The sequence below is a fragment of the Mycobacterium sp. TH-M11 genome, assembly GCF_057473725.1.
In genome coordinates, this window is record NZ_JBYCLD010000188.1 from 24,476 (window position 1) to 41,455 (window position 16,980).

The 16,980-nt window shown below is 65.2% G+C and carries 14 protein-coding genes and 1 pseudogene; 6 read left to right on the top strand and 9 right to left on the bottom strand.

Annotation, left to right across the window (positions count from 1 at the left end):
• Positions 1-28 precede the first annotated feature (28 nt).
• From AC2VOG_RS08210 to AC2VOG_RS08220, 3 genes are read left to right on the top strand one after another with little or no spacing between them, the layout of a single operon-like run.
• Positions 29-1,171: a PE-PPE domain-containing protein gene (locus tag AC2VOG_RS08210; RefSeq protein WP_486939419.1), complete on the top strand. Its 1,143-nt coding sequence runs from the start codon at positions 29-31 to the stop codon at positions 1,169-1,171.
• A 32-nt stretch (positions 1,172-1,203) separates the two neighbouring features.
• Positions 1,204-2,940: an AMP-binding protein gene (locus tag AC2VOG_RS08215; RefSeq protein ID WP_486939420.1), complete on the top strand. Its 1,737-nt coding sequence runs from the start codon at positions 1,204-1,206 to the stop codon at positions 2,938-2,940.
• A 32-nt stretch (positions 2,941-2,972) separates the two neighbouring features.
• A complete protein-coding gene (locus tag AC2VOG_RS08220; protein WP_486939421.1) occupies positions 2,973-3,620 on the top strand; it encodes a GAP family protein in 648 nt (215 codons plus the stop codon).
• Positions 3,621-3,638: 18 nt separating this feature from the next.
• On the opposite strand, the gene AC2VOG_RS08225 is transcribed toward AC2VOG_RS08220, so the two are convergent.
• Positions 3,639-4,466: a transcriptional regulator gene (locus AC2VOG_RS08225; protein WP_486939422.1), complete on the bottom strand. Its 828-nt coding sequence runs from the start codon at positions 4,464-4,466 to the stop codon at positions 3,639-3,641.
• Between the two features lie 777 nt (positions 4,467-5,243).
• Between AC2VOG_RS08225 and AC2VOG_RS08230 the strand changes: the two genes are divergently transcribed.
• The 3 genes and pseudogenes from AC2VOG_RS08230 (at position 5,244) to AC2VOG_RS08240 (ending at position 9,898) form a co-directional block, all read left to right on the top strand.
• Positions 5,244-6,305, top strand: a complete 1,062-nt coding sequence (locus AC2VOG_RS08230) for an NAD(P)H-dependent amine dehydrogenase family protein (RefSeq protein ID WP_486939423.1) — start codon at positions 5,244-5,246, stop codon at positions 6,303-6,305.
• A gap of 262 nt (positions 6,306-6,567) precedes the next feature.
• Complete coding sequence (locus AC2VOG_RS08235) at positions 6,568-6,996, top strand: MmpS family transport accessory protein (protein ID WP_486939424.1); 429 nt, start codon at positions 6,568-6,570, stop codon at positions 6,994-6,996.
• Positions 6,993-9,898 (top strand): annotated as a pseudogene (locus AC2VOG_RS08240) (MMPL/RND family transporter). The gene AC2VOG_RS08235 and the pseudogene AC2VOG_RS08240 overlap by 4 nt, the downstream one beginning before the upstream one ends.
• Here AC2VOG_RS08240 and AC2VOG_RS08245 read toward each other — a convergent pair.
• From AC2VOG_RS08245 to AC2VOG_RS08280, 8 genes are all read right to left on the bottom strand, one after another.
• Positions 9,895-10,728, bottom strand: a complete 834-nt coding sequence (locus AC2VOG_RS08245; RefSeq protein WP_486939425.1) for a DegV family protein — start codon at positions 10,726-10,728, stop codon at positions 9,895-9,897. The pseudogene AC2VOG_RS08240 and the gene AC2VOG_RS08245 overlap by 4 nt on opposite strands.
• Positions 10,729-10,732: 4 nt before the next feature.
• Complete coding sequence (gene octT / locus AC2VOG_RS08250) at positions 10,733-11,632, bottom strand: diglucosylglycerate octanoyltransferase (protein WP_486939426.1); 900 nt, start codon at positions 11,630-11,632, stop codon at positions 10,733-10,735.
• Entirely contained in the window at positions 11,622-12,302 is a 681-nt protein-coding gene (gene gpgP / locus AC2VOG_RS08255; protein WP_486939427.1) for a glucosyl-3-phosphoglycerate phosphatase, read from the bottom strand. The genes octT and gpgP overlap by 11 nt, the downstream gene beginning before the upstream one ends.
• Positions 12,299-12,658 carry a ribosome silencing factor gene (gene rsfS / locus AC2VOG_RS08260; RefSeq protein ID WP_486939428.1) on the bottom strand — a complete coding sequence of 120 codons (360 nt, stop codon included), beginning with the start codon at positions 12,656-12,658 and terminating at the stop codon, positions 12,299-12,301. The genes gpgP and rsfS overlap by 4 nt, the downstream gene beginning before the upstream one ends.
• The gene (nadD, locus tag AC2VOG_RS08265; protein ID WP_486939446.1) at positions 12,655-13,260 is read right to left on the bottom strand and encodes a nicotinate-nucleotide adenylyltransferase; all 606 of its coding nucleotides are present in this window, start codon (positions 13,258-13,260) and stop codon (positions 12,655-12,657) included. Before nadD ends, rsfS begins: the two co-directional genes overlap by 4 nt.
• 281 nt (positions 13,261-13,541) lie before the next feature.
• Positions 13,542-14,534 (bottom strand): PE-PPE domain-containing protein, encoded by a 993-nt coding sequence (locus AC2VOG_RS08270; RefSeq protein WP_486939429.1) that lies wholly within the window; start codon positions 14,532-14,534, stop codon positions 13,542-13,544.
• A gap of 103 nt (positions 14,535-14,637) precedes the next feature.
• Positions 14,638-16,080: a vWA domain-containing protein gene (locus AC2VOG_RS08275; protein ID WP_486939430.1), complete on the bottom strand. Its 1,443-nt coding sequence runs from the start codon at positions 16,078-16,080 to the stop codon at positions 14,638-14,640.
• Between the two features lie 9 nt (positions 16,081-16,089).
• A complete protein-coding gene (locus AC2VOG_RS08280; protein WP_486939431.1) occupies positions 16,090-16,977 on the bottom strand; it encodes an AAA family ATPase in 888 nt (295 codons plus the stop codon).
• Between the last annotated feature and the right edge of the window lie 3 nt (positions 16,978-16,980).

Consider the following 16,980-nt stretch of genomic DNA (forward strand, 5'->3'; position numbering starts at 1 on the left):
AGCCGAACCCAACGGGTCAGGAGTAGGAATGAAGAAACTACTCGCAGGAGTATCAGCGCTGGTCATCGTTGGCGCCACAGGATGTTTCGGCGGTGGGACCGCAGCGGCCGACGACACACCGATCGGTGGACCGCCAACCCCCGGAGCCCCAGGGGATCAGACCGCCTACGCCCTGGGTGGCGCCCACGTACTGGGAATTCCCTACGACCAGTACATCAAGATGGAGGGCGCGCAGTGGTTCCCCGGCCAGCAGCGACAGATCGTCCGCTACCCGGCGGGGCAGGTGCAGGGCCACGTGTTGGCGCGCCTCTTCCCGGGCCTGCGCCCGGACATCGACAAGGTCGACCAGCAATTCCCGGGCCTGGGTCTGGACGGTCCCAGTGTCGGCCAATCGGTCGACGTCGGCGTCGACAACCTCGACGCGGCGATCCGCAGCATCGGTCGGCCGGGCACCGCGATCGGCCTGTCCGAGGGCGGGTTCGTGGTCGACGGTGAGCAGCAACGGCTGGCCACCGCCGCCGACGCTCCCCCGCCGAACACGCTGAATTTCGCCACCTTCGGCGACCCGATCGGGCAGCACGCGTTCGGGCAGAGCTTCCTGACCGCCACCTTCCCGGTGGGCAGCGTCGTCCCGGCATTGGACTACACCATGCCTGCGCACTACGAGAGCCAGTACGACACCAACCGGTTCGTCGCCGCCTACGACTCGATCGCGGATTTCCCCGACCGGCCGGACAACATGTTCGCCTTCGCCAACACGCTGATGGGCCTGGCCACGGGCCACACCGCGGTGGCGTTCACCAACGCCAGCATGGTGCCGCCGCAGAACATCCGGACCTTCGTCAACTCGCGGGGCGCCAAAGACACCACGATCATGGTCCCCGAGAAGCACCTCCCGCTGGTCATGCCACTCAAATACCTCGGCATCCCGGAGGACACGCTCAACAAGCTCGACGCGATCCTCATCCCGCGGGTCAATGCGGGCTACATTCGTAACGACCATCCGGCGACGGCGCCGGTTCAGGTGGACCCGATAAACGGCTTCGACCCGGCGGAGGTCACGGCGCCGGCGAACCAGGCGACGTTCGGCGGCGGTGCCGATCCGTTGTCGCAGATTCTCAGTGGTGCCATGTCCGTGCTGTCCCACGGCGCGGGCGAAGCGCCGAGCTGACCACCGAATTCGACTACCAGTACGGACGACACATGTCTCAATCCACGATTCTCTCCATGCTCCACGGGCGTGCCAGTTTGCGGCCCGACGATCCCGCTTTCACCTTCACCGATTACGAGCAGGACTATGCCGGCGTCTCGGAGACCCTGACCTGGTCACAACTGTCTCGTCAGACGCTGGCGGTGGCCCGTGACATCCGTGCCCACGGATCGGTCGGCGATCGCGCGGTCATCCTGGCCCCGCAGGGTCTGGATTACATCCGGGCTTTCCTGGGGGCCATGCAGGCCGGGCTGATCGCGGTGCCGTTGCCCCTGCCTCATCGCGGCTCGAGCTACGACCGGGTCGCTGGGGTGTTCGCCGACACCGCGCCGTCGGTTGTCCTCACGACATCTGCGGCGGCGGAGGACGTCGGCGATTACGTCGACCAGTCCCCGATGGACACCGCGCCGAAGATCGTCGAGATCGATTCGCTGAATCTGGCAGCCGAGGGCGAGCACAGCCTTTCAACCGGCGATGCGCCGAATATCGCCTATCTCCAGTACAGCTCGGGTTCCACGCGGACACCGACCGGCGTGATGATGTCGCACCGCAATCTGACGGTGAATTTCGAGCAGCTGATGGGCAGCTTTTTCGCGGGTTCCAAAGTCCCCTCGGATACCACTTTGGTGTCGTGGCTGCCGTTCTACCACGACATGGGTCTGGTGCTCGGGGTCTGCGCGCCGATCCTGGGCGGCTATCACGCGCAGCTGACCAGCCCGGTCGGCTTCCTGGAGCGCCCGGCCCGGTGGGTGCGCGCCTTGGCCGAGAATCCCCACGCGTGGTCGTCGGCGCCCAACTTCGCTTTCGACCTGGCGGCCCGCAAGACCACCGACGCCGACCTGGCCGGGCTCGATCTCGGGGGGGTGCTGGGCATCATCAGCGGGGCCGAGCGTGTCGAGCCGATCACCCTGCAGCGATTCGTGGACCGGTTCTCGCACTTCAACTTCAAAGACCACATGATGCGGCCGTCCTACGGTCTGGCGGAGGCCACCGTCTTCGTCACCACGGGCACCTGGCATGAGGACAACCCGGCCACGCACTTCGACGTCGACCAGCTCGGCGCGGGCCGCGTCGAGCGCTGCGCGCCGGGGCGCGGCTCCGCGCTGGTCAGCTACCGGGTCCCGCAGTCACCGAAGCTACGCATTGTCGACAGCGAGACGCACCGCGAGTGCCCGCCAGACCTGGTCGGCGAAATCTGGGTGCACGGCGAGAACGTCGCTGAAGGCTACTGGAGTAAGCCGCCGGAAGAGCAGGCCTGTTTCGGCGCCATCCTCAACGACCCTTCGCCCGGCACCCCCGACGGCCCGTGGCTGCGCACCGGCGACCTGGGGTTCATCTCCGCCGGCGAGTTGTTCATCGTCGGCCGGATCAAAGACCTGTTGATCATCCGCGGGCGGAACCACTACCCCGAAGACATCGAGGCGACGGTTCAGCAGATCGCCCAGAGCCGCGTCGCGGCGATCTCGGTCCCGATAGACAGCACCGAGCAACTGGTCACCGTCATCGAGGTGAAGAAGAAGCGCGGCGAGGCCGCCGAGGATCTCCGCCACCGGCTCAGCGAGGTCCGAAACGGCGTGACAGCGGCGATCTCCAACTCGCACGGGCTGAATGTCGGTGACGTCGTCCTGGTTCCGGCCGGCTCCATTCCCACCACCACGAGCGGCAAGATCCGCCGCGCGGCCTGCGTCGAGCAATACCGACGGGACCAGTTCGCGCGGCTGGACGTCTAGCCCCAGCGGGGGCGCGACACCAGAATCACCTCATGCTGGCAACTGTCCTGATAATGGCGCTTGCCGTCAGTGTCGAACCCTTTCGCATCGGTATGACGGTGCTCATGCTGAACAGGCCGAGGCCCACGCTTCAGCTGTTCGTATTCTTGTGTGGCGGATTCGCCATGGGAACGACCGTGGGCCTGACCGTCCTGTTCCTGTTGCGGCGCATCCTGCTCGGGACGTCCTTCGTCACGGTGCCCCGAGTGCAGGTCCTGATCGGCCTGCTGATGTTGTGCGTCGCCGTGGTCGTCGGCTTCGACGTGGTCGGGCGACTCGGTCCGCATCACGCGAAACTGACTCAGCCGGCGACCAGGCTGTTGAAGGGCGACTCGCTGTCGGTGGCCGCGATCGCGGGTCTCAGCATCGCTTTGCCGTCAGTGGATTACCTGGCGGCGCTGGCCGTCATTCTCGCCTCGGGGGCCACCGCGCCGACACAGATCGCGGTCTTGGTGATGTTCAACGTGGTGGCATTCGCGCTGGTGGAAATTCCGCTGCTGGCCTATCTGATGGCGCCCACCCGAACCGCACGGGCGGTAGTCGCGCTGCACGCATGGATTCGATCGCGCCGACGACGCGACGTCGCGATCACACTGGCCGTCATCGGCTGCGCTTTCCTGACCGTCGGCGCGGCAGGCTGATGCGCCCCGCAAGCTGTTTCAGTGCGAGTTGGGTTCGAACTTGTCCGCGATCTCCTGCCAGGCGCGTGCGTTCTTCCTAGCGATCTCGGCGAAGGTGCCCGAGCAGTGGGGCGGCACCGCATCGGCGAACTCGTTGCAGGCGCTGATCGCGACGACGACCGTCGACAGCAGTCGCAGCAGGGTACGGCCCCGCTCGGAGGACCGGACCGATGGATCGTTTCGCAGGCGCTGCAGGAGGTCGCGGCCGCGGCCCTCCACCGGCATCCGCGTGGACTCGCGTGACGTCACGAGCGGCGAGACGGTGGCGCCGTTGGTCGCGCTGACGGCTGGGGCGGTCGGCGGCCCGGCGCGCTTGGCCAGATTTTCCGGCAGTGGGCTTTCACCCCGTTCGATGCGTTGACGCACATCGCGCGCCGTCGTGACCGAGACCCCCGCCTTGCGGGCGATCTCGCGCAATGACGCGCGCGGATTCACGGAGAGGAATTCGGCGGCGCGGCGCCTGCCGTTGGCCGGACTGGCCGGTCGTAGCTTTCCATCACGACCGAGCCTGGGGTGCAACTGGGAAATTTCCCCGGTTGCGCACCCGCGCAATTTTCCGACCGTCTTGTTCGATACGCCCGCAATCAACCCGATGGACCGGTCCGACCAATGCGGGTAAGATTCGAGCACTCTTTGCGCGGCCGCTTTCCTTTCAGCGAGCGTCAACGGCAGGCCGTGCGTCACATTCAAATGCACGGCAAGCGCGAAAGCCTCCGCGTCGTTACCCTCGAAAAGCCGGGCCGCAATCGTGGGATGCCCACGCAATTCGGTGGCCCGAAGCCGATGCACGCCGTCGATCACCCGCATCGAGGCCCGATGGATCACGATCGGCGGCAACGGCAGCGGTGACTGTGCCAGCACTCGAATGTGATTCTCGTTGGCTTTGTTCTTCCTGGGCGTGTAGGAGTTTCGAATCGAGGCCACCGGGACGTCCTCGATCGGCAGCAGGCTCCCCCGCCGAACCCACTCCTCGACCGCAACCGCCGACAACGGGTCCAAGTACCCGTAGCCGGGTAGCGAAACGGACATGACGTCCGTCTGGCCGAGGATCCTCGCGCTGTTGTCAGGCGATTGCGACATCGCGTGGCAGCCCTGAGCTATCGGCCCGGGCATCGCGCACGACTAGTTTGCTGTGTGCCCATGCGGCCAGACCCCTTTCGGTGGTTCAAACAACTTACCCGTGCGTAGGTTACTCAACAGTAAGGTTGGCGAACGCCGCTTGTCAACGTATTGGACAAACATCAGCACCGGCGGCCCGGCCCGCTGTCGCGTGACCGACGGATAGCCCGATCGGTTGCGGCAGTGCGGATTTCGGACCGACCCAACGCCGGCTTTGAACACACGCCGCGATCAGTCTATATTGACAGGTGTCGAATACGCATCGCCGGCTCGAACCCGAGCCCAACCATCCGGTTGGTGCCCCGGTGCCGTCACCGGCTCACGGCGGCAGACGGGCCGAAAAATATCCGGCGCGGCAAAATTAACTCTGCGCATATAGCGCACTGGCTTCGAGACACAGCGGCCGACTGCACATAATGAGTTCCATCACGATGAGTTCCATCACGCCGGCCAAAGGAGCCCTTGATGAGCGCGTCCACAGCACACCACCCGCTTCGCGTCATCCAGTGGACCACCGGAAATATCGGGCGACGCTCGCTGCACGCCATCATCGGCCGGCCGGACCTGGAACTGGTCGGTGTCTACGCTCACGGGCAAGACAAGGTCGGAGTGGACGCCGCCGAGCTGTCCGGCTGGCCCGAGCCGACCGGCATCACGGCGACCAACGACGTCGCCGCCCTACTGGCACTTCAGCCCGATGCCTGCTGCTACAACCCGCTCTGGCCCAGCGTCGACGAACTGGTTCGCCTGCTCGAGGCCGGCGTCAACGTGTGCACCAGCGCGGCCTGGATCACCGGCGGCAAGCAGCGGCCGCAGGACCGGCAGCGGATCCTCGACGCCTGCGAGCGGGGCACCTCGACGATTTTCGGCAGCGGCGCACACCCCGGGATGACCAACTTGGTCGCGATGGCGCTCAGCGGTTCGTGTGAGCGCGTCGACGAGATCCGCATCACCGAGTCGGTGGACTGTTCTACCTATGAGTCGGCGGAGACCCAGACCGCGATGGGGTTTTCCCAAGACCCCGAGACACCGGGACTGGCCGAGAACGTGCGGCGCGAAAGCGAAGTCTTCGCCGAGTCGGCCGCGATGATGGCCGACGCGATCGGCGCGCATTTGGACAAGATGACCTTCGACGTCACATTCACCGCGGCCACCGGTGACTCCGACCTGGGCTTCATGAAGATCCCGGCCGGCACCGTCGGCGGCGTCTTCGGCTACCACCGCGGCTGGGTCGGCGATCGCAACGTGGTCAGCGTCGGATTCAACTGGACCATGGGCGATCACGTGACGCCGCCCAAGCCTCTCGAGCACGGCCATGTCATTCAGGTGTTCGGGGTGCCCAACATGCGCACAGTGGTGCACTGCCTGCCGCCGAAGGACTGGACCGAACCGGGATTCATGGGCCTGGGCATGATCTACACGGCGATGCCGGTGACCAATGCGGTGCCCGCCGTCGTAGCGGCCAAGCCAGGAATCGTCACGCTGGCCGACCTGCCGCCGGTAACCGGGCGCGCCACCCACTCCTAGTGCGCCACCCAGTCCTGGTGCGCCGTCACAGACATTATTCGGGCCAAGCAGAACGCGGACGTCCTCTATCGTCTAGCATCGTTAGCCGAGCAAAGGTTCTGATCGGCGTCGACTTTCCGACACCGATTCTGAGGGCCCTGCTCGCTCGGCGAAGCTGCCCTGAACGCCCCTTTTCGGTCGCGGCACGGAGCAGTGGCTCGACGCGTTCACGGACAACGTTGCGGGACGCGCGGCGGGAGGAGACTCAGTGAGGGCGATGTCGATGAGCGGTGTAGTCAAACGCGCCTGGATACCTTTGCTGCTGATCGTCGTGCTCGCGGTCTCCGCGCTCGTCGTGACGCGACTGCACAAGGTGTTCGCCTCCCAGGACCTCAACGCGAATGCAGGAGCCAGCATCAAGATCGTGCAATTCAACCCCAAAGTCGTGAAGTACGAGATTTTCGGCAACCCCGGGACGACCGCGAACATCAACTATTGGGACGCCGACGCCAACACCCACCAGGTCAACAATGCGTCGCTGCCGTGGACCTACACGCTGTCGACCACGCTGCCCACCGTGAGCGCCAACATCATGGCCCAGACCGACGGCGGGTACATCGGCTGTCGCATCACCGTCGACGGGGAGTTGCGCGAGCACCAGAGCTCCGACGGGCACAACGCGCAGACCTTCTGCCTGGTGAAGTCCGCATGAGCAACCACGAAAACCCGTCGACCACACCGCCGGTGCGCAAGCCCCACCGCCCCTTCCTGCCGCACGTCATCCGGATCTTCGCGATACCGATCATCCTTCTCTGGGTCGCTGTCACCGTCATCGTCAATGTCGCGGTCCCGACGTTGGAAGTCGTCGGCGAGGCGCATTCCGCGCCGATGGCACCGCTGGACGCGCCGTCGATGAAGGCGATGATGCGGATGGGGCACAACTTCCACGAGTTCGACTCCAACAGCACGGTGATGGTCGTCGTGGAAGGCCAGCAACCTCTCGGCGAGGCCGCACACAAGTACTACGACGACATCGTGCGCAAACTGCGCGCCGACACCAAGCACGTCCAGCACATTCAGGACTTCTGGGGCGACCGGTTCACCGCCGCGGGCGCGCAGAGCGCCGACGCCAAGGGCTCCTATGTGCAGGTCAACATCGCCGGTAACCAAGGCACGACCGAGGCCAACAACTCCGTCGAGGCGGTCCGAAAGGTCGTCGACGAGGAGAAAGCGCCGCCCGGAGTGAAAGCCTACGTGACCGGCCCGGCCGCGCTCTCTGATGACATGCACGTCATCGGCAACGCCAGCCTGGCCAAGATCACGCTGTTCACGCTCGGCGCAATCGCGATCATGCTGCTGTTGGTCTACCGCTCGATCGTGACCACGCTGATTCAGTTGTTCATGACGTTCGTGGCGTTGGCATGCGCACGGGGGGTCGTAGCGGTTCTGGCCTACAACAACGCTTTCGGCCTCACCACGTTCGCCGCCAACATTTTGACGATGCTGGCGATCGCGGCCGGAACGGACTACGGGATCTTCCTCGTCGGCCGTTATCAAGAAGCACGCCGCGAGGGCGAAGACCGAGAAACCGCGTACTACACCACATTCAAGGGTGTGGCTCCGGTCGTCCTGGGGTCTGGCCTGACGATTGCCGGCGCGACATACTGCCTGAGCTTCTGCCGGTTGCCGTGGTTCGCGACGATGGGCGCACCGGTGGCCATCGGCATGCTGGTCGTCGTCCTGGCGGGTTTGACGCTCGGACCGGCAGTCGTCTTCCTGGGTAGCAAAGTCGGGCTGTTCGAGAAGAAGGGGCAGGCCCGCGGCAAGCTGTGGCGGCGGGTCGGCACCGCCGTTGTTCGTTGGCCCGCGCCGATTTTCGCGGTCAGCCTGGCAGTCGTTATGGTCGGCATGGTCGCGCTGCCCGGATTCAAGACCAGCTACAACGACCGGCACTACCTCCCGGCGACAGCGCCCTCCAACGTCGGATACGCCGCTGCCGACGGCATTTCTCCGAGGCTCGGATGAACCCGGATCTGTTGATGATCGAGGCCGACCACGACATGCGCAACACCGCCGACATGCTGGTGCTGGACAAGGTCGCCAAGAACGAGATCCGCACACTCGGCATCGCGATGATCCAGGACATCACCCGACCGCTGGGAATTCCCATCCAGCACAGCTCAATTCCGTTCCAGAACAGCATCCAGAGCCAGACGACCATGCAGAACATGGACTTCCTGAAGGACCGCATGAAGGACCTGCTGAAGATGGCCGACGAGATGCAGATCATGATCGACGTGACGGCACGTCAGGCCAAGGTCACCCATGACCTCGCCACCGCCGCCCTCGACAGCGCGAAAACCACGCAGGAAACCTCCGAGATCACCGACACCCTGCGTGACCACTTCGCGGACTTCGAAGACTTCTACCGGCCGATCCGCAGCTACTTCTACTGGGACAAGCACTGCTTCGACATCCCGGTCTGCTACTCATTCCGGTCGTTCTTCGACTCGATCGACGGGTTCGACCAGCTCGCCGAAAAGTTCCACGAGCTCTCCGGCGACATCGGGCGCACCGCAACCGCGTCGCACGAGTTGGAGCAGCTGATCCCGATCATGCTGGAGACGCTGAAGACAACGCACGGTCTGACGTTGACCATGTATCAGACCTTCAAGGCGATGATCGACCAGATGGAGGCGATGAGTAACACCGCCATCGTGATGGGGCAGAGCTTCGACAAGTCGCAGAACGACGACTTCTTCTACCTCCCACCGGAGGCGTTCCAGAATCCGGAGTTCATCCGGGGTGTCAAGATGTTCTTCTCCCCCGATGGAAAATCGGTGCGGTTCTTCATCACTCACCAGGGCGACCCGATGACGCCCGAGGGCATCGACCGGGTGGGTGCGGAGCGTACTGCCGCACAGGAAGGCCTCAAGCAGTCGTCGCTGTCGGACGCCAAGGTCTATCTCGGCGGCACCGCCGCGACGTTCCGGGACATGGCCGACGGCGAGAAGTACGACCTGATGATCGCGGTGGTCTCGGCCCTGACGTTGATCTTCATGATCATGCTGCTGCTCACCCGAAGTGTGGTGGCGGCGTTGGTGATCGTGGGAACAGCGAGCAGTTCGATTGCAGCGTCGTTCGGGTTGTCGGTGTTGATCTGGCAGGACCTGTTCGGCATCCACATTCACTGGATCGTCATGGCGCTGTCGGTCATCATCTTGTTGGCCGTCGGCTCGGACTACAACCTGCTGCTGGTGTCGCGATTCAAAGAGGAGATACACGCGGGCCTCAAGACCGGTTACATCCGGTCGATGGCCGGCACCGGCGCGGTAGTGACGTCAGCGGGTCTGGTGTTCGCCTTCACGATGGCGGCGATGCTGGGCAGCGAGTTGACGGTGTTGGGTCAGTTCGGCTCGACGGTCTGCATCGGCCTGCTGCTCGATACCTTGGTAGTCCGAACGCTGTTCATGCCTTCGCTGGCAACGCTTTTGGGCCGTTGGTTCTGGTGGCCGCTGGTGGTCCATCCTCGCGGCGACAACGCCAAGCCCAAGGCAGCGACCGCCGTCAGCGACGAGGCCAGCACCGCGCCGCTGGCCGTGCAAAAGTCCTAGCCCGCCAACTCCACGCAGACCCCCAGTGCGCCCGCGCCGACGTGGAGGGCCAGCACCGGGCCCAACCCGGTGACGATCGCAGGTTCACAGCCGGGCAACCGCTCGGCCAACTCGGCCGCCAAACGGTGCGCGCCGTCGGGATTGGCGACGTGATGCACCGCGATCGAGGCCTGCCGCTCACCCACGATGTCGACTACCCGATCGACCATCGTCGCAACCGCTTTGCTGGCCGTTCGAACCCGTTGCGCAAGAACCAGTTTGCCGTCGTCGATGCGTAGCAGCGGCTTGAGTGACAGCTTGGTGCCCAGCCACGCCCCGGCACCGCCGATGCGTCCGCTACGGCGGAGGTTGTCCAGCTGGTGGACGACGATGAAACCGTGGTTGCGGCCGATGGCGGCCTTGGCAGCCGCCACCACCCCGTCGTGGTCAAGACCGCCGGCGGCCGCCCGAGCCGCCGCCAGTGCGATGAATCCGGTGTTCATCCCGGTGAACTTTGAGTCGAGAACCGTTATGCCAGAGCTGATCTCGGTAGCAACCGATTCGGCCGCACCGAGCGTGCCGGACAACGCGCCGGACAGATGCACGGCGACAACGCCGTCACCGCCACTGTCGGCCAGCGCCTGTCGGTAGACCTGGGTCAACTCGGACGGGGTCGCGGCCGCTGTGGTGGCATCGCCGTACTCGTGGATATTGGCCGGGATATCGTCTATGCCGTCGCGGAAATCGGCATCGTCGAGCAGGATGTGCAGCGGGACTTGACGTATCCCCCACTGCCGGCGCAACTCATCGGAAAGTCGGGCCGACGAGTCGGTGACGACGATGACGGACATGAGCTCAGCTGTCGACTCGGACATCGACCGGATCGCGCGGCTCCTCCTCATCGCGCTGCGCGCTCTGCATCGTCGCCACGGGGGCCGGATCGCGCGGCTCCTCCTCATCGCGCTGCGCGCTCTGCATCGTCGCCACGGTGGCCGGATCGCGCGGCTCCTCCTCATCGCGCTGCGCGCTCTGCATCGTCGCCACGCCGGCCCCGGCCAACGCCTTGAGCATCAATTCCGCCACCGCCCGGTGCGCTTCGAAGTTCCAGTGAATGCCGTCAGGGTTGCCACGACAGTTCAGCACTTCGTCGGCGACAGCGGCTTTCAGGTCGACCAGCGCGACATCATGCGCGTCGGCCCATCCGGTGATCGCCGCGACGGTGCCCGCCCTTCCGTGGTGCGCCTTCCCGTACGCCGTGGCGATATGCACCGACGGCAGCGTTGCGACGATCGGGATGCCCGGTCGATTGAAATCGATTGCGCCGCGGGTCTCTTCGAGATACTCGGCGGTGAGGTGCGGCGGTAATGCGGCTCGCGAGACCGGCGACAGCCGGGGCTGCGCCCACCCGTAACCGTCTCGAACCCAGCGGCGCAGCCACGGCGGGCGCACGTAGCGGATGAGTTCCCGCAGCGCGGTCGGCAACGGCGAGGGGAGCGAGTCCATGCCGCTGGTCGCAAAGATCACCGCACCGGCTCTCGGCAGCGCCGCCCACGCCCGCGGATCCTGGGTAGCCGCCCACCAGACATCGCGGCAGGTCCACCCGATACGGCCGATCAGCTCTAAATCCCAACCCAGTTGGGTGGCAACGATATTGGGCCAAATGCGGGAGTCATCGGCGGGCAGGCCGCCAGTCGGGCCGTAGTAGGCCAGTGAATCGGCGAAGACCAGCAGGGTCGGCCGCGGCTCAGAGGACATCGCCCGCAACCTGCGCCGATGCGTTCCACACGTCGAGCCGCCAGCGGATGGCATCGAAATCATCAGCCGCCGCACCGGACTCGCTATGCCCGGACAGCTGCGTCCAGCTGGCATTGCCCATGCCGCCCAACGCCGGCCAGTTGCGGACCGGCAGCCGCAGCAACGCCGCGGTCAGCGCGGCGATCAGACCGCCGTGGGCGACCAGAACAACTGGCCTGCCCGGCTCGTCGTCGGCTCCCCAACCCGGCTCGCCGGCAACCAATTCGGTGACCAACGGCAGACTGCGATCGGCCACGTCGATCCGATTCTCCCCACCGTGCGGCGCCCACGTCGCGTCATCGCGCCACGCCAACCGCGCACCCGGCACACTGGCGTCGATCTCGGCGTGGGTCAGTCCTTGCCAGTCACCGAGATGGGTCTCCCGCAGCCGGTCGTCGGCGCGCACCCGCAACCCAGTGTGTTGCTGCAACGCCACCGCCGTGTCGTAGGCGCGCCGCAGATCCGACGACACGATGAGCAAAGGCTGCTGCTTGGCGAGCGCCTCGGCCGCGGCCACCGCCTGGGCGTGGCCAAGCTCCGTGAGCTCGGTGTCGAGTTGGCCTTGCATCCGGCTGCCGAAATTGAACGCGGTCTGGCCGTGCCGCAACATCACCAGCCGACGCACGGTCATGACACGTCCACCGCCACCACCGGACAGTCCCGCCACAGCCGGTCGAGGGCGTAGAAGTCGCGCTCGTCCTGGTGCTGGATGTGCACGACGATGTCGACGTAATCCAGTAGCGTCCAGCGGCCCTCGCGGGTGCCTTCACGGCGGGCCGGCTTGTACCCGGCCTCGCGCATCTTCTCCTCGACCTCGTCGACGATCGCGTTGACCTGTCGTTCGTTGGATGCCGATGCGATCACGAAGCAATCGGTGATGACCAACTGTTCGGAGACGTCGATGACGACCACGTCGTCGGCGAGCTTGGAGGCGGCCGCGCGGGCTGCGACTGCTGCCATATCAATGGCCTCGGGCGCTGCGGTCACGCGTTCTCCCCCGGTTTGCGATACAGATCGGTCTTGGAGATGTATTGCACAACACCGTCGGGCATCAGGTACCACAGCGGGCGGCTATGGGCAGCGCGCAGCCGACAGTCGGTGGAAGAGATTGCCAGAGCCGGGATTTCGACTAGTGACAGGGCATCCTCGGGCAGTCCGTTGAGGATGCCGGCCAGATGCTCGCTGCGAAGGTCGTAGCCCGGGCGGCTGACGCCGACGAAGCGGGCCGCCGCGAACAGCTCATCCAGGTCCTGCCAGGACAGAATGGACGCCAGCGCATCGGCGCCGGTGATGAAGTACAGGTCGGAGTCCGGCTTGAGCGCCTGCAGATCCCGCAGGGTGTCCTTGGTATAGGTAGGCCCGTCGCGGTCGATGTCGACGCGGCTGACCGAGAAACGCGGGTTGGCCGCGGTGGCGATCACCGTCATCAGGTAGCGGTGTTCGCCGGCGCTGACCTCGCGGCCTTTCAGCCAGGGTTTACCGGTCGGGACGAACACCACTTCGTCGAGGTCGAACAAGTCAGCGACCTCGCTGGCCGCGACCAGGTGTCCGTTGTGGATGGGATCGAACGTCCCGCCCATGACTCCCAGCCGCCGCTTTGGCACGGTTTGCCAGCTTACTTGAGCCTAGGTGCGCAGGCCGAACTCAGATGCCACACCAGCACCCCGGGGAGCCAGCGTTCGATGTGCCCACCTCCGCGCGACAAATCTTGACTGTCGCCGCTATTGTCGCTGTGAGGCGGGCACTCGGGTATCACCTTGCCGGCCTAGTCCTTCCGAAGCCCCGGTACCTGTCGGGTGCCGTCATCAGCATCGGACCAGCGAGTTTCGGAATGCTGCACTGCGCTTCAGGTGTGGTCCGCCAAATGCGGTCAAGCGAAGGCAGGGTTGAAGAGGTCTTGAACAGAGACGAGCAGGGCGGTCAACAATCCGCTGTCGGCAACTCCGCCATGCAAAATAGCGTCCAGCAGCGCGGTCGTGTCGTTGATCACGCTGCCCGGATCCGATCCGTCCGGAATGGTGATGGTCGTGGTCAGGTCGTTGGTCGTCGCCACGCCGGTACTGATGTCGGCCGGCGTCAACCCCAGGTATTCCGCGTGGGTGGTGAAGAAGTGGTAGAGCGCGTTGCCGAGGGCGTCTAAGGTGTTGCCGTCGTCGGCGGCCAGGGCCGCGTTCCAATCCTCTTGCCAGTCGGCAACCCCGTCGGTGTCGATCGTGTAGATCGTCGTCTGATACAGGTCATCCGGCGTCACACCGGCAAGCGTGCCGCCGGGGGCGAATTGGTCCTCGTTGGTGTCGGTGAGCAGCTCGTTGGTCAGAGTCGTCTCGGTGGTGCCGCCGCCGAACAGCTGAACCAAGTCGGTGTAGATGTTGGTGGCCACCCCCTGCGCGTCGCTCGGGTCGCCGATGAACACGAAATGCAGGTCGGCGGTGGGAATGTGGTCTGCCGAGAGCACTTTCTCTGCCGCCGAGGCCGCGATGACACTCTGCGAGTAGGCGAACACCGTCAGCGGGTCGCTGGCACTCATATCCCCGGCTTGGTATTCAGCTTCAATCGCGTACACGAGGTCCGTCTCGTCCTGCAGGCTGCTCGGACCCTCCTCGAGCAGTTCCGGCGTCGTCAGCACCTGCAACGGAGCGTCGCACGGCAAGTTTCCGGCCATGTCGCAGATTGACGTGGCGTTAGTGAACCCCAGTGGATCCAGATACAGCGACTCGGCGGCGTCCACATAGGCCGTCGACGGCGTCGGTGCGAATGTGCCGCCGAGAAAGATCGCATTGGTACTGCCCGCCAAAGGGTCGTCGGCGTGGGCCAACGCAGATAAGAGAATCGACACCCCGGCAGCACCGACGATCGGCGCCACAGCGCGAAGACTCTTCAGCATGACGAACCCCACTCAGTGTTCATACGCACATCAAATGTTGCGCTAAGAATAACCTCAGTTCGAGCTGTCCAACTGAGGAAATCTAGACCGGCAGCAACTGGTCGATCACCGCGGCGAGCTGCTTTGCGGAGCGGCATTCGTGCATGGTGATCACCTCTTGGTAGCGCGGCACCGCCGAGTCGCCGCTGCCCCACAGGTGCTTGGGCTCGGGGTTCAGCCAGTGCGCGTGCCGGCTGGCGGTCACCATATGTGCCAGCACGTCGGTGGCCGGGTCGCGGTAGTTGGTCCGCCCGTCGCCGAGCACCAGCAGCGAACTACGTGGGGACAGCACGTTCGGGTGAGCCTGAATGAAAGAGACGAACGCGTTGCCATAGTCACTGTGGCCGTCGCGGGTATACACGCCCGCTTCGCGGGTGATCCGCTGGATCGCTACGGCGAGGTCGGCATCCGGGCCGAACATATGGGTGACCTCGTCGCTGGTATCGATGAACGCAAAGACCCGAACCCGGGAAAACTGCTGACGCAGGGCGTGCACCAGCAGCAGAGTGAAGTGGCTGAAGCCGGCAACCGAACCGGAGACGTCGCACAACACCACCAACTCCGGGCGGGCCGGGCGCGGCTTACGCAGCACCAGATCGATCGGCACCCCGCCGGTGGACATCGACTTACGCAGCGTCTTGCGCAGGTCGATCGCGCCCGCACGGGCCCGGCGCCGGCGCGCGGCCAGCCGGGTCGCAAGCGTGCGGGCCAGCGGTTGCACGACCCCGCGCATCGACCGCAACTGTTCGCCCGAAGCGCGCAGGAACTCGACGTTCTCGGAGAGCTGCGGGATCCCGTACATCTGGACATGGTCGCGGCCGAGCTGCTCGGCGGTACGCCGTTTGGTCTCGGCATCGACCATCTTTCGGAGTTGGGTGATCCGCTGGGCGGCAAGCGCTTTGGCAATCTGCTCTTGGGTCGGCGTGGGCTCGTCACCGTAGGGCGCCAACAGCCCGGCCAAGAGTTTACCTTCCAACTCATCCAGCGCCATCGACTTGAGCGCCTGATACGACGAGTACGACGGGCCGCGGCTGGAGTTGTATTTGCCGTAGGCGTCTACGATTTGGGCGATCATCGCGACCAGGCGGTCGTCCATGTCGGCGAGTTCGGGATTCTCGGTGAGCAGGTCGAGCAGCATCTGGCGCATCGCCTCGACATCGTCGGGCGGCAACTGCACGTCCGGGGCGATGGCGTCTTCGTCGGCAACCGCGGCCCGGGTGCCCAGCGCCGCCGGCCACCACAGGTCGAACATCGCGTCGTAGGTTTCGCGGTGCTCGGGCCGTCGTAGCACCGCGCACGCCAGCCCCTCGCGCAGGATCTCGCGATCACCGAGGCCGAGTACTCCCATCACCTGGCCGGCATCCACCGTCTCCGACGGTCCGACCGAAATGCCTTGCGCACGCAGTGCTTCGACAAACCCGACCAGATGGCCCGGGATACCGTGCGGGGCCAGCGGCTGGCTGGGGCGAACGCGGCGAACGGCCATCAGCCCGCCTCAGTTGAGCCGGAGCTCGGAGGTGGCGCGCTGTTGATCGGATTGGTGCTTGAGCACCACGCCCAACGTGGCGGCGATCGTCGCATCGTCGATGGTGTCCATGCCCAGCGCGAGCACGGTGCGTCCCCAGTCGATGGTCTCGGCCACCGACGGAAGCTTCTTGAGTTGCATGCCCCGCAATACACCGATGATGCGGACCATCTCCTCGGCGATGTGATCGGGCAGCTCGGGAACCCGGGACAACAGGATCCGGCGTTCCAGCGCCGCACTGGGAAAGTCGATGTGCAGGAACAAACAGCGTCGTTTGAGCGCTTCGGACAACTCTCGGGTGGCGTTGGAGGTGAGCACCGTGAACGGGCGGCGCTGCGCGCTGATCGTCCCCAATTCCGGCACGGTGACCGCGAAGTCGGAAAGCACCTCCAGCAGCAGGCCTTCGATCTCGATGTCGGCCTTGTCGGTCTCGTCGATCAACAGCACGGTCGGCTCGGTGCGCCGGATCGCGGTCAGCAGTGGTCGAGACAGCAGGAATTCCTCTGTGAAGACGTCGGTCTTGGTCTGGTCCCAGTCACCTTGTCCGGCAGCGCTACCGGCCTGAATACGCAGTATCTGCTTGGCGTGGTTCCACTCGTAGAGCGCGCGCGCCTCGTCGACGCCCTCGTAGCACTGCAGGCGGACCAAACCAGCCCCGGTCGACTGCGCCACGGCGCGCGCGAGTTCTGTCTTTCCGACGCCGGCCGGTCCTTCGACCAGCAGCGGCTTGCCGAGCCGGTCGGCCAGGAAAACCGCGGTGGCGGTGGCTTTGTCGACCAGATAGCCGGTTTCGGCCAACCGCCGTTCGACGTCGTCGATGTCGACGAACAGCGGCGCCGGCCGCGCAGGCACACTCACGTT

Coding starts and splice junctions, on each gene's coding strand:
- AC2VOG_RS08225 (WP_486939422.1), bottom strand. CDS start 4,466: ATGCGGGTGATCGACGGCGTGCATCGGCTTCGGGCCACCGAATTGCGT.
- AC2VOG_RS08245 (WP_486939425.1), bottom strand. CDS start 10,728: ATGTCCGTCATCGTCGTCACCGACTCGTCGGCCCGACTTTCCGATGAG.
- AC2VOG_RS08215 (WP_486939420.1), top strand. CDS start 1,204: ATGTCTCAATCCACGATTCTCTCCATGCTCCACGGGCGTGCCAGTTTG.
- gpgP (WP_486939427.1), bottom strand. CDS start 12,302: ATGACCGTGCGTCGGCTGGTGATGTTGCGGCACGGCCAGACCGCGTTC.
- AC2VOG_RS08235 (WP_486939424.1), top strand. CDS start 6,568: ATGAGCGGTGTAGTCAAACGCGCCTGGATACCTTTGCTGCTGATCGTC.
- AC2VOG_RS08230 (WP_486939423.1), top strand. CDS start 5,244: ATGAGCGCGTCCACAGCACACCACCCGCTTCGCGTCATCCAGTGGACC.
- AC2VOG_RS08275 (WP_486939430.1), bottom strand. CDS start 16,080: ATGGCCGTTCGCCGCGTTCGCCCCAGCCAGCCGCTGGCCCCGCACGGT.
- octT (WP_486939426.1), bottom strand. CDS start 11,632: ATGTCCTCTGAGCCGCGGCCGACCCTGCTGGTCTTCGCCGATTCACTG.
- AC2VOG_RS08220 (WP_486939421.1), top strand. CDS start 2,973: ATGCTGGCAACTGTCCTGATAATGGCGCTTGCCGTCAGTGTCGAACCC.
- AC2VOG_RS08210 (WP_486939419.1), top strand. CDS start 29: ATGAAGAAACTACTCGCAGGAGTATCAGCGCTGGTCATCGTTGGCGCC.